The organism is Pseudomonas fluorescens NCIMB 11764 (assembly GCF_000293885.2).
Classification (GTDB): Bacteria; Pseudomonadota; Gammaproteobacteria; order Pseudomonadales; family Pseudomonadaceae; genus Aquipseudomonas; species Aquipseudomonas fluorescens_B.
Window position 1 is genome coordinate 6,796,487 of the sequence record NZ_CP010945.1, and the last position, 12,691, is coordinate 6,809,177.

At 61.1% G+C, this 12,691-nt stretch carries 9 protein-coding genes; 5 read left to right on the top strand and 4 right to left on the bottom strand.

Features of this window, described 5'->3' with window-relative positions; all coding sequences use genetic code 11:
* Window positions 1–83 precede the first annotated feature (83 nt).
* Window positions 84–659 carry a PadR family transcriptional regulator gene (locus B723_RS30820; protein ID WP_017340618.1) on the top strand — a complete coding sequence of 192 codons (576 nt, stop codon included), beginning with the start codon at window positions 84–86 and terminating at the stop codon, window positions 657–659.
* Window positions 656–1,441 (top strand): siderophore-interacting protein, encoded by a 786-nt coding sequence (locus B723_RS30825; protein ID WP_017340619.1) that lies wholly within the window; start codon window positions 656–658, stop codon window positions 1,439–1,441. The genes B723_RS30820 and B723_RS30825 overlap by 4 nt, the downstream gene beginning before the upstream one ends.
* 35 nt (window positions 1,442–1,476) lie before the next feature.
* Here the strand turns inward: B723_RS30825 and B723_RS30830 are convergent, their stop codons facing one another.
* Window positions 1,477–2,112 (bottom strand): Pr6Pr family membrane protein, encoded by a 636-nt coding sequence (locus tag B723_RS30830; protein WP_031319104.1) that lies wholly within the window; start codon window positions 2,110–2,112, stop codon window positions 1,477–1,479.
* Between the two features lie 2 nt (window positions 2,113–2,114).
* Window positions 2,115–2,345: a VF530 family DNA-binding protein gene (locus B723_RS30835; protein WP_017340621.1), complete on the bottom strand. Its 231-nt coding sequence runs from the start codon at window positions 2,343–2,345 to the stop codon at window positions 2,115–2,117.
* A gap of 285 nt (window positions 2,346–2,630) precedes the next feature.
* Between B723_RS30835 and B723_RS30840 the strand changes: the two genes are divergently transcribed.
* Window positions 2,631–4,013, top strand: coding sequence for a carbohydrate porin (locus tag B723_RS30840; RefSeq protein ID WP_017340622.1), 1,383 nt, complete (start codon window positions 2,631–2,633; stop codon window positions 4,011–4,013).
* Window positions 4,014–4,125: 112 nt separating this feature from the next.
* Window positions 4,126–6,534: a glucose/quinate/shikimate family membrane-bound PQQ-dependent dehydrogenase gene (locus B723_RS30845; RefSeq protein ID WP_017340623.1), complete on the top strand. Its 2,409-nt coding sequence runs from the start codon at window positions 4,126–4,128 to the stop codon at window positions 6,532–6,534.
* Between the two features lie 145 nt (window positions 6,535–6,679).
* Here B723_RS30845 and B723_RS30850 read toward each other — a convergent pair whose 3' ends face one another.
* Both B723_RS30850 and purL read right to left on the bottom strand, forming a co-directional pair.
* Window positions 6,680–6,991 (bottom strand): YqfO family protein, encoded by a 312-nt coding sequence (locus B723_RS30850; protein ID WP_031319105.1) that lies wholly within the window; start codon window positions 6,989–6,991, stop codon window positions 6,680–6,682.
* A gap of 5 nt (window positions 6,992–6,996) precedes the next feature.
* Complete coding sequence (gene purL / locus B723_RS30855) at window positions 6,997–10,893, bottom strand: phosphoribosylformylglycinamidine synthase (RefSeq protein WP_017340625.1); 3,897 nt, start codon at window positions 10,891–10,893, stop codon at window positions 6,997–6,999.
* 274 nt (window positions 10,894–11,167) lie between these two features.
* On the opposite strand from purL, the gene mltF reads away from it, so the two are divergent.
* Window positions 11,168–12,628 carry a membrane-bound lytic murein transglycosylase MltF gene (gene mltF, locus B723_RS30860; RefSeq protein ID WP_017340626.1) on the top strand — a complete coding sequence of 487 codons (1,461 nt, stop codon included), beginning with the start codon at window positions 11,168–11,170 and terminating at the stop codon, window positions 12,626–12,628.
* Window positions 12,629–12,691: the final 63 nt, after the last annotated feature.

Genomic DNA, 12,691 nt, shown 5'->3' on the forward strand with positions numbered 1-12,691 from the left:
GCGACGACCGTTGGTCCTGTTCGCTTGCCTTGCCATTACGATATATCTTAAGTTGTATCTAAACACGCCAGAGACAAGGAAAAATGAGAGACCATCATTCCCCCCACCGCGAACACGGTGACGGCCGCGACGGCTTCGAGAAACGCCCCGGTCGCGAGCGTGGCGGCCGAGGCCCCCGGGTGTTTGCCCCCGGCGATCTGAAATTGCTGCTGCTCGCGCTCATCGCCGAACGGCCCTGCCACGGCTATGACTTGATCCGTCAGATCGAAGGTATGTTCGACGGTGCCTACAGCCCCAGCCCCGGCGTGATCTACCCGACCCTGACCTTCCTGGAAGAAAGCGAAATGATCCAGGGCGACGCCGAAGGCGGGAAAAAACGCTACAGCGTGACCGAGACCGGACGTCTGTCTTTAAGTGAGCAAGCGGTTGCACTGGACGGGGTGCGCATGCGCATCGATGTCAGCAAGCGCTCGTTACGCGGCCATGACCGTCCGGCCGAAATTCACGAAGCGGTGCATAACCTGCGTCATGCGTTACAACTGCACCACGGTCGCTGGAGTCCCGAAGAAATCCTGCGGGTCGCCGCTTTGCTCAACGACACCGCCAAAGCCATCGTTGATGGTCCCTTGGTTCAATCCCCTGCGGAGAAAGCTGAATGACTGAAGTGATCGAGCACACCATTCACCGCGTCATGCATGAAATCAAACGCCGCCGCCTGCAAGTCTTGCGCGTGGTTGACCTGACCCCGCGCATGCGCCGGATTACCCTGGGCGGCCCTGAACTGGCCGGCTTCATCAGCCTGGGCACAGACGACCACGTCAAACTGCTGTTCCCGCAGAACGCGGCAGAACAAGCGGCGCTGGAAACCCTGGTTCTCGGTGCGGGCAAAGACAACGGGCCGATGCCGGCGATGCGCGACTACACCCCGCGGCGCTATGACCTGGACACGCTGGAACTGGACATCGACTTCGTCCTGCACGGCGACGGCCCTGCCTCGACCTGGGCCGAGCAGGCCAGGCCGGGGCAATTCCTGCACATCGGTGGACCACGGGGATCGATGATCGTACCGGACATGTTCGACAGCTATTTGCTGATCGGCGATGAGACGGCAATTCCCGCGATTGCGCGGCGTCTGGAGGGTTTGGCGGCCAATCGGCGAGCGCTGGTGATCATTGAGGTGGAGAACGGCGCGGAACAGCAAAAGCTCGAAAGCCCGGCGCAGGTCAATGTGATCTGGGTGTTGCGCGACGGTGGCAGGAACAATCTGCTGACCACGGTGAAGGAATTGCAGATACCCGCCGGCCATCTGTACACGTGGGTGGCCACAGAGAGCAAAGTGTCACGGCAGATTCGTCGGGTATTGCTGGACGAGCACGGGCTGAACGATCAATTCCTCAAAGCCGTCGGCTATTGGCGGCTGGACGACAGCGACGAGGAGTAACAACGCAGGTCAGGGTTGATCAGACGTCAGTGTGATCAGCCTCGACGGCGATCCAACGCGATCACCACCAAGGCAATCAGCACAAACCCCGCCAACAATCCCCCGGCATTCACAAACACCTGTGGATAACCCAGCGTATCCACATCAATGAACGGGTATGGATAAGTCGCCAGCAGATGCCCGCGCAGCAGTGCATACGCGAAATACACCAACGGGTAAATCACCCACAGCGCGATGTGCCGCAGACGCAAGGTGCCTTTGGGCACGCACAACCACCACCAGGCCAGAAACAGCAACGGCATGACATCGTGCAGCAGCTCATCGGCCAGCCATTGCCAGCCTTCGGGATGCCACAGATGGCGCAACAGGACGTTGTAGGCCAGGCCGACCACGGCGATGCTCACGGCAATCCCGCTGCTCACCCACGGTTGCAAAAACCAGCGCCGTGCAGCGGATTCGCGGGACGTCAGTGCGCAGGTCAGCACAGTGGCCACCAACGTATTGGTGAGCACAGTGAAATAGCTGAAAAAGCTCAGCAGCCCACCCAGCAAACTGGCGCCCAGGGCCCAGCGCGAATAGAAAATCAGGTACAGCTGAATGCTCAATCCTGCCCAGCCGAGCAGCACCGCCACCGCCACAAAACGACGCCTCGCGGCAGACTGGCTGACCATGTTCAGAGCGGTCGCTTGGTGCGCATCAACTTCACATACAACCGCTCGACTTTTTCCCGCGCCCACGGGGTCTTGCGCAGGAACGTCAGGCTCGACTTGATGCTCGGATCACTCTTGAAGCAGCGGATATCGATGCGCTCGGCCAGCCCCGTCCATTCGTAATGTTCCACCAGAGTGTTCAGGATCTGCTCCAGCGTCACGCCGTGCAGCGGGTTGTTGTTCTGTTCGGTCATGCCGGGCCTTCGAGCGATGAATGAAATGCAAGGCGCGCACCTTATCCGAGGGGATGGTCCGGTGGAAGGGCTGTGCGTGCTATCTGTTAAATGTAGGTGAACTGCGACAGATCGCCCCGCGACACTGTTACCAAATCCGAAAGAATTCATGTCGGTAAAAGCGCTTTCTCTATTTGTAACAGAACATTATCCTTGCGCCCCGACAAGCTGAAACGATTCTTCCATTCGCTTCAATCCTGCTGTTCCCCGTTCACTCCCTAGAAAAAGACCAAGAATTTCTTCTCTATGCCTTATTTTCAATCTTCGCGAGACAGCGCTGTCTGCCTTGCTGTTGCCAGCCGAAAAGCCTTGAACCTGGTCGGCGGATTCACCGCAATGGGTCTCGCCACCTGCGCTCAGGCTGCACCGGCCTTTGATAGCGAATCGCCTTGGATGCTCGGCGACTGGAACGGCACGCGCACCGAGCTTTCGGAAAAAGGCTACGACTTCAAAGTCGATTACACCGGCGAAATGGGCAGCAATCTGCACGGCGGCTACGACCACGATCGCACCGCACGCTACAGCGATCAGTTCGGCCTCGGCGCACACCTCGATCTGCAAAAGATCCTGGGCTGGGACGACGCTGAATTTCAGCTGACCATCACCGAGCGCAACGGCAACAACATCAGCAACGACCGCATCAACGATCCACGGGTCGGTGGTTTCACTTCCGCTCAGGAAGTCTGGGGCCGCGGGCAAACCTGGCGCCTGACGCAGATGTGGTATCAGCAGAAATTCTTCGACCGCAAGCTCGACATCAAGGTCGGCCGTTTCGGCGAAGGCGAAGACTTCAACAGCTTCCCCTGCGACTTCCAGAACCTGGCGTTCTGCGGCTCTCAGGTCGGCAACTGGGTCGGCGGCATCTGGTACAACTGGCCGGTCAGCCAATGGGCGATGCGGGTCAAATATCACCTGACGCCAGAGCTGTACGCGCAAGTCGGCGCGTATGAGCAGAACCCGTCGAACCTGGATCGCGACAATGGTTTCAAGCTCAGCGGCAGCGGCACCCAGGGCGCGATCCTGCCGGTGGAACTGGTCTGGACACCCAAGCTCAACGGCCTGCCGGGGGAATACCGCGCCGGTTATTACTACAGCAACGCCAACGCCACCGACGCCTACAAGGACCGCAATGGCCAGCCCGCCGCCCTGAGTGGCGAGGCCTACCGCAGCGCGTCCAGCAAGCACGGCGTGTGGCTCGGTGTGCAGCAGCAACTGACCAGCCGTGCCAGCGACCACTCCCGTGGCCTGAGCGTGTTCGCCAACGGCACGATGCACGACAAGAAGACCAACGCCATCGACAACTATGTGCAGGCGGGCGTCGTCTACAAAGGCTTGTTCGATGCACGGACCAAGGATGACATCGGTTTCGCGATGGCCCGGGTTCATGTCAATCCGGCGTACCGCAAGAACGCCGAGGCGAGCAATCAGGCCCGTGCAGTCTACGACTTCGACGACCCGTCCTTCCTGCCACCGCAAGACACCGAATACAGCGCCGAACTCTATTACGGCGTGCACGTCACGAACTGGCTGACCGTGCGCCCGAACCTGCAATACATCCGCCACCCCGGTGGCGTGGACAAGGTCGATGACGCGCTGATTGGCGGGATCAAGGTCCAGTCGTCGTTCTAACCCACAGGGACTTGCATCAACGAACCCAATTGATATGAACCATGCCCGCGCCGGATCGTCATCTACAGTGAACTTGCGCGGGACTACTTGAAACGTCACGGAGAACCACACTATGAGCACTGATGGTGCTTTGAGTCGAAGCCGTCTATTGCCGACCCTGCTCGGCATTCTGCTTCTGCTAATGGGCCTGGCCATGCTGGCCGGGGGGATCAAGCTGAGCATGCTCGGCGGCTCGCTGTATTACCTGCTGGCCGGTATCGGCCTGGCACTGACCGGCGTGCTGCTGATTCTGGCCCGCCGCGCCGCCCTCGGGCTTTACGCACTGGTGCTGTTCGCCAGCACCGTATGGGCCTTGTGGGAAGTCGGCCTGGACTGGTGGCAACTGGTGCCGCGCCTGGCGATGTTGTTCGCGCTGGGTATTGTCATGCTGCTGCCGTGGTTCCGTCGTCCGCTGCTGCGCGAAGGCGAAGCGAAGACGGGCACTGGCGCGCTCAGCATCGCCGTGGTGCTCGCCGGTGTTGCCGCACTGGCCAGCCAGTTCACCAACCCCGGTGAAATCAAGGGCCAACTGGACCGCGACAGCGTCCCGGGCATGACCAACACCGCGCCAGCCATGCCGGATGGCGACTGGAACTCCTACGGCCGCAGTGCCCACGGTGATCGTTACTCGCCTCTGACACAGATCACTCCGCAGAACGTGAACAAGCTCGTTCCGGCCTGGACCTACCGCACCGGCGACCTGCCGGGGCCGAACGATCCGGGTGAAACCACCGCCGAAAACACCCCGCTGAAAGTCAACGGCATGCTCTACGTGTGCACACCGCACAGCCAGGTGATCGCGCTGGACCCGGACACCGGCAAGGAAATCTGGCGTTTCGATCCGAAGCTTTCCACGCAGAACGCGGCGAACTTCAAGGGTTGGGCGCACATGACCTGCCGTGGCGTGTCGTATCACGATGACGCCGTCTACGCTTCCGAGCAGAGCCCGACCGGCAGCGCCAGCGCTCCCGTCGCCAGCGTCTGCCCGCGCCGGATCTTCCTGCCGACCGCCGACACCCGTCTGATCGCCCTGAACGCCGACACCGGCAAGATGTGCGAAGACTTCGGCAACAAAGGCCAGGTCGACCTGAGCGCCAACATCGGCGGCTTCAATGCCGGCGGTTACTACTCCACCTCGCCTCCAGCCGTCACCAAAGACCTGGTGGTGATTGGCGGCCACGTCACCGATAACGTTTCCACCGACGAGCCGAGCGGCGTGATCCGCGCGTTCGACGTGCACACCGGCAAACTGGTGTGGAACTGGGACAGCGGCAACCCGGACGACACCACGCCGATTGCCGAAGGCAAGGTCTACACCCGCAACTCGCCGAACATGTGGTCCATGTTCGCCGTCGACGAAAAACTCGGCATGCTTTATCTGCCGATGGGTAACCAGACTCCGGACCAGTTCGGTGGTGCGCGCACCCCTGAATCGGAATTGCACGCCGCCGGCCTCACCGCCCTCGACATCGCAACCGGCCAGGTACGCTGGCACATGCAGTTCACCCACCATGACCTGTGGGACATGGACGTCGGTGGTCAGCCAACCCTGATGGACCTGAAAACCGCTGACGGCGTGAAGCCGGCGGTCCTCGCGTCCACCAAGCAAGGCAGCATCTACGTGCTGGATCGCAGCACTGGCCAACCGATCGTGCCGATCAACGAAGTGCCGGTGCCTCAGGGCGCTGTCGAAGGTGATCACACGTCCCCGACCCAACCGAAATCCGACCTCAACCTGATGCCGCCGCCGCTGCAAGAGCGCGACATGTGGGGCGTCACCCCGTTCGACCAACTGATCTGCCGGATCGACTTCAAATCCATGCGCTACGACGGCCCGTTCACCCCGCCGTCGCTGCAGGGTTCGATCGTTTACCCAGGCAACTTCGGTGTGTTTGACTGGGGCGGTTTCTCGGTCGACCCGGTGCGTCAGATCGCTTTCGTGAACCCGAGCTACATGGCGTTCAAATCGAAAATGATCCCGGCCGCCGAAATCGCGGCCCAAGGCCCGCGCAAAAGCGAAACCGAAGGCGTGCAGCCGAACAAAGGCGCGCCGTACGGCGTGGTCCTCGAAGCACTGCTGTCGCCAATGGGCTTGCCGTGCCAGGCGCCGGCGTGGGGCTATGTGGCGGCGATCGATCTGACCACCGCCAAAGTCCTGTGGAAGCACAAGAACGGCACCGTGCGTGACAGCTCGCCGGTTCCGATCCCGCTGAGCATGGGCGTGCCTAGTCTGGGTGGCACCATCACCACGGGTGGTGGCGTTGGTTTCCTGAGCGGCACCCTCGACCAGTATCTGCGTGCCTACGACGTGAAAAATGGCAAACAGTTGTGGGAAGGTCGCCTGCCTGCAGGCGCGCAAACCACGCCAATGACCTACACCGGCAAGGACGGCAAGCAATACGTGCTGGTCGTCGCGGGCGGTCACGGTTCGCTGGGCACCAAGCAAGGTGACTATGTGATTGCGTACAAACTGTCCGAGTAAGTTTTAGCGGCGGTAAAAGGAAAGGCGACTCCTGTGAAGGGGTCGCCTTTTTTGTGGGTGAATGTACGCAATCCTTTGTAGGTTTTTAAATAGTGGGCAACAAAAAACCCGCCTTGGCGGGTTTTTCATTACAGCGGCCAGGGGATCAAAAATCCTCCAACCGCCACACTTCGTAAGCCGGTGTCTCGTAGGGATGGCTCTGTTTCAAAGCCGCCACCACCGCCCGGATCAACTCATCCGCCACCACCAGCTCAACTTTCCATTCCTCAACCTGTTCGACCTGCCCCGCTTCGCCAATGAACGGCTGGCTGCCATCCAATGGGCGAAACTGACCCTGGCCCAACACTTGCCACGCGCAGTGATCGTAAGCCCCGATCCGTCCGCCACCGGCAGCGAATACGGAGCTTTTGACCCTTTCGACATGACTGTCGGGAACAAAAAAGCTGAGCTTGTACACGGCGCTTAGTTCACCCACACGCGAGCGTTACGGAACATGCGCATCCATGGCGCGTCTTCGTTCCAGTCTTCCGAACGCCACGAGTTCTGCACGGCGCGGAACACTCGCTCCGGGTGCGGCATCATGATCGTTACGCGACCGTCGCGGCTGGTCAAACCGGTGATCCCGCGCGGCGAACCGTTCGGGTTGGCCGGGTAGTTTTCGGTGACCTTGCCATGGTTGTCGACGAAACGCATCGCCACGCAACCGGACAGATCGGCTTCCAGCAACGCCTCTTCGCTTTCGAACTCGGCATGACCTTCACCGTGTGCAATGGCGATCGGCATGCGCGAACCGGCCATGCCCTGCAGGAAGATCGAATTCGACTCCTGGACCTGAACCATCGCCACGCGGGCTTCGAACTGCTCGGAACGGTTACGCACAAAGTGCGGCCAGAACTCGCTGCCCGGAATCAGCTCGTGCAGGTTGGACATCATCTGGCAACCGTTGCACACGCCGAGGGTGAAGCTGTCGTTGCGTTCGAAGAAGCCCTGAAATGCATCGCGAGCACGGCTGTTGAACAGCGCGGACTTGGCCCAGCCTTCGCCGGCACCCAGTACGTCGCCGTAGGAGAAACCACCGCAAGCCACCAGACCTTTGAACTCGTTCAGGTCGACACGGCCGGCGAGAATGTCGCTCATGTGCACGTCGATCGCGTTGAAACCGGCGCGGTCGAACGCGGCGGCCATTTCCACCTGACCGTTGACGCCCTGCTCACGCAGCACGGCAACCTGTGGGCGGATGCCTTTCTTGATGTAAGGCGCGGCGACGTCCTGGTTGACGTCGTAGCTCAGCTTGACACTCAGGCCCGGGTTGTCTTCTTCCAGCAGCACGTCGAACTCTTGTTCGGCGCAGTCGGCGTTATCGCGCAGACGCTGGATCTGGTAGCTGGTCTCGGCCCACTGACGTTGCAGCAGACGACGCTGACCTTCGAACACGGTGTCACCGTTGAAGGTGATGTTGATCTCGCCGTTGTTTATCGGCTGACCGATCACCGACACGCACTCGCCCAGGCCGGCAGCGCTGAACTGCGCGAGGATGTCCGGGGTGGCGTCCTGGCGAACCTGAATCACGGCGCCCAGTTCTTCGTTGAACAGGATCGCGGCGATGTCGGCGGAAGTTTCTGCCAGACCGTCGAGGTTCAGGCTCAGGCCGCAGTGGCCGGCAAAGGCCATTTCCACAACGCTGGTCAGCAAACCACCGTCGGAACGGTCGTGGTACGCCAGCAGGTGACCGTCGGCGTTGAGGCCCTGGATCACCGCGAAGAAGGCTTTCAGGTCTTCGGCATCATCGACGTCCGGCGCTTGCGAGCCAAGCTTGCCGTGAACCTGGGCCAGGATCGAGGCGCCCATGCGGTTCTGGCCACGGCCCAGATCGATCAGGATCAGGTCGGTGGTGCCCTTGTCCATGCGCAGTTCCGGGGTCAGGGTCTGACGGATGTCAGCCACTGGCGCGAAACCGGTCACGATCAGGGACATCGGCGAAGTCACGGTCTTGTCGACCCCTTCGTCGTTCCAGCGGGTGGCCATGGACATGGAGTCCTTGCCCACCGGAATGGTAATGCCCAGGTCAGGGCACAGTTCCATACCGACCGCTTTCACGGTGTCGTACAGGCGCGCGTCTTCACCCGGGTGACCGGCTGCGGACATCCAGTTCGCCGACAACTTGATGTCGGAAATCTTGTTGATGCGCGAAGCAGCGATGTTGGTCAGGGTTTCGCCGATGGCCATGCGGCCCGACGCCGGAGCGTCCAGCAGTGCCAGCGGAGTACGCTCGCCCATGGCCATCGCTTCACCGGTGTAGACGTCGAAGCTGGTGGCGGTGACGGCAACGTCGGCCACCGGAACCTGCCACGGGCCGACCATCTGGTCACGGGCCACGAGGCCGGTGATGGTGCGGTCGCCGATGGTGATCAGGAAGCTTTTGCTCGCCACGGCCGGGTGATGCAGAACGCGTTCGACGCAGTCTGCAATTTCCAGCGTGGCTGGATCGAAATCGTCACCCAGTTCGTTTTCACGCACGGCCGAACGGTGCATGCGCGGAGCTTTGCCCAGCAGCACTTCCAGCGGCATGTCCACCGGGCTGTTGCCGAAGTGGCTGTCGGTGACCGTCAGTTGCGGCTCTGCGGTGGCTTCGCCGACCACGGCGAACGGGCAACGCTCGCGTTCGCAGATTGCCTGGAAGCGTTCGAAGTCCGCCGGGCCAACTGCCAGAACGTAACGTTCCTGGGATTCGTTACTCCAGATTTCGTGCGGGGCCATGCCCGGCTCGTCGTTTGGAATGTTGCGCAGTTCGAAGCGACCGCCACGGTTGCCGTCGTTCACCAGTTCCGGGAACGCGTTGGACAGACCGCCCGCACCGACGTCGTGGATGAAGCTGATCGGGTTCTTGTCACCCAACTGCCAGCAACGGTCGATGACTTCCTGGCAGCGACGTTCCATCTCAGGGTTTTCGCGCTGTACGGACGCGAAGTCCAGGTCAGCCGAGCTGGTGCCGGTGGCCATGGAGGAAGCCGCGCCGCCGCCCAGGCCGATCAACATCGCCGGGCCGCCGAGCACGATCAGCTTGGAGCCGACGGTGATTTCGCCTTTCTGTACGTGTTCGGCACGGATGTTACCCATGCCGCCGGCCAGCATGATCGGCTTGTGGTAGCCCCGAACTTCGTCGCCACGCGGGGTGGTGATCGACTGTTCGAAGGTACGGAAATAACCGGTCAGGGCCGGACGGCCGAATTCGTTGTTGAACGCGGCGCCACCCAGTGGGCCTTCGATCATGATGTCCAGCGCGGTGACGATGCGCTCGGGTTTGCCGTACGGCACTTCCCACGGCTGTTCGAAGCCAGGGATCTGCAGGTTCGAAACGGTGAAGCCGGTCAGGCCAGCCTTTGGCTTGGCGCCGCGACCGGTAGCGCCTTCGTCGCGAATCTCGCCACCGGAACCGGTCGACGCGCCCGGGAACGGGGCAATCGCGGTCGGGTGGTTGTGGGTTTCGACTTTCATCAGGATGTGCACCGGTTCCTGCACCGCGCCGTACTGGCGGGTTTCAGGGTCCGGGAAGAAACGGCCGGCAACGTTACCGACGATCACCGAAGCGTTGTCCTTGTAAGCGGACAGAACGCCTTCGCTGTGCATCTGGTAAGTGTTCTTGATCATGCCGAACAGGCTTTTTTCCTGGCTCTGACCGTCGATGTCCCAACTGGCGTTGAAGATCTTGTGACGGCAGTGCTCGGAGTTCGCCTGGGCGAACATCATCAGTTCGATGTCGTGCGGGTTGCGCTTCAAACCAACGAAGGCGTTGACCAGGTAGTCGATCTCGTCTTCGGCCAGGGCCAGGCCCAGCTCGGTGTTGGCTTTTTCCAGCGCGGCGCGGCCGCCGCCCAACACGTCGATCGCGGTCAGGGGCTTCGGCTCGGCGTGGCTGAACAGACCGGCAGCCTGTTCCAGGTTGCCGAGGACGATCTGGGTCATGCGGTCGTGCAGCGCATCAGAGATCAGCTGCGCGTCGGCGTCGCTGAACTGGCCGGCCACGTAGAACGCGATGCCGCGCTCCAGGCGCTGGATCTTGCTCAGGCCACAGTTGCGAGCGATGTCGCTGGCTTTACTGGACCACGGCGAGATAGTGCCGAACCGCGGCAACACCAGGAACAGGCGACCGGTCGGTTCCTGGACCGGAACGCTTGGACCGTACTTCAGAAGGCGCGCGAGCACCTGCTGTTCGTCGCCGGTCAGGACGCCGGTAACTTCGGCGAAGTGAGCGAATTCAGCATACAAGCCGCTGACAGCCGAAACCTTCTGGCTCAGTTGCTCAAGGAGTTTGCTGTGGCGAAAGGCAGAAAGGGCAGGAGCGCCGCGCAGGATCAACATCTTCGGGACAGCCTCGGGAAGGGGTGTGCTTTGAGGCCGTGCATTCTAGCCTAAACCGCCCGCGACATCACCCGAAACGGTACGCACGGCCGTACCCGAACGTCGGGCCGGGTATTCGGGCCTGCAACAGCGGTCCGTCAGGTGTTATTTTTTGTGTCACAAATTGCGGTTCAAGCCCATTCCTGCGGGCTCCAGAGCGGTTTTTCACTCTCTAGCAGACAAGGCCTTCGCTGTCGAGATATGGCGCTCGTGGTCCTTTGCGTATACTGCGCAGATGTTTTCCCCAACGGCTTTGCGTCCGCGGTACGCCAAATGGCTGATCGCAACCGGACTCTTCCTGGTGCTCAGTGGCTGTGTTGATAAACCCAACACGCTGGAGCGCGTAAAGGAGGATGGTGTGCTGCGGGTGGTTACCCGAAACAGCCCCGCCACCTACTTTCAGGATCGCAACGGTGAAACCGGCTTCGAATACGAGCTGGTGAAGCGCTTCGCCGACGATCTGGGGGTCGAACTCAAGATCGAAACCGCCGACAACCTCGACGACCTGTTCAACCAGGTGGGCAAGCCCAACGGCCCGGTCATCGCGGCGGCCGGCCTGGTCAGCAGCGAATCGCGCAAGAAGCAGGTGCGGTTTTCCCATCCCTACCTGGAAGTCACCCCGCAGGTCATCTATCGCAACGGCCAGTCGCGGCCGACCGATCCAAAGGATCTGGTCGGCAAGAAGATCATGGTGCTCAAGGGCAGCACCCACGCCGGGCAACTGGCGGAGCTGAAACAGAAATTTCCCGGCATTGAATACGAAGAGTCCGACGCGGTTGAAGTCGTCGACCTGCTACGCATGGTGGATGAAGGCCAGATCGATCTGACCCTGGTCGACTCCAACGAAGTGGCGATGAACCAGGTCTACTTCACCAACATTCGAGTCGCGTTTGACCTCGGTGACGCCAGCAATCAGAGCTGGGCCGTGGCGGCCGGCGACGACAACAGCCTGCTCAACGAGATCAACGACTACCTCGACAAGGTGAAGAAGAACGGCACCCTGCAACGCCTGAAAGACCGCTACTACGGGCACGTCGATGTGTTGGGCTACATGGGCGCCACCACCTTCGCCCAGCACTTGCAGCAACGGCTGCCCAAGTACGAGCAGCACTTCAAAACCTACGCCAAGAAAGAAAAAGTCGACTGGCGCCTGCTGGCGGCGGTCGGTTATCAGGAATCGCTGTGGCAGGCTGCCGTCACCTCGAAGACCGGCGTCCGCGGCCTGATGATGCTGACCCAGAACACCGCGCAAGCCATGGGCGTGTCCAATCGCCTCGATCCGAAACAGAGCATCATGGGCGGCGCCAAGTACCTGGCTTATATGAAGGACCAGCTGGACGAATCGATCCAGGAACCGGACCGCACCTGGTTTGCACTGGCGGCCTACAACGTCGGCAGCGGTCACCTGGATGACGCGCGCAAACTGGCGGCCAAGGAAGGTCTGAATCCGGACAAGTGGCTGGACGTGAAGAAAATCCTGCCGCGCCTGTCCGAAAAGAAGTGGTACAGCAAAACCCGTTACGGCTACGCCCGGGGCGGCGAGCCGGTGCATTTTGTGGCGAACATCCGTCGCTACTACGACATCCTGACGTGGGTGACGCAACCGCAGCTGGAAGGCAATCAGGTCGCCGAAGGCAACCTGCATGTGCCGGGGGTCGACAAGAGCAAGCCGAATCAGGAAACCCCGCAGCTTTAAAAAAGAAAAAGATCGCAGCCTTCGCTAGCGCCTACAGGGTATGTGTACACCTGCAGGCGCTAG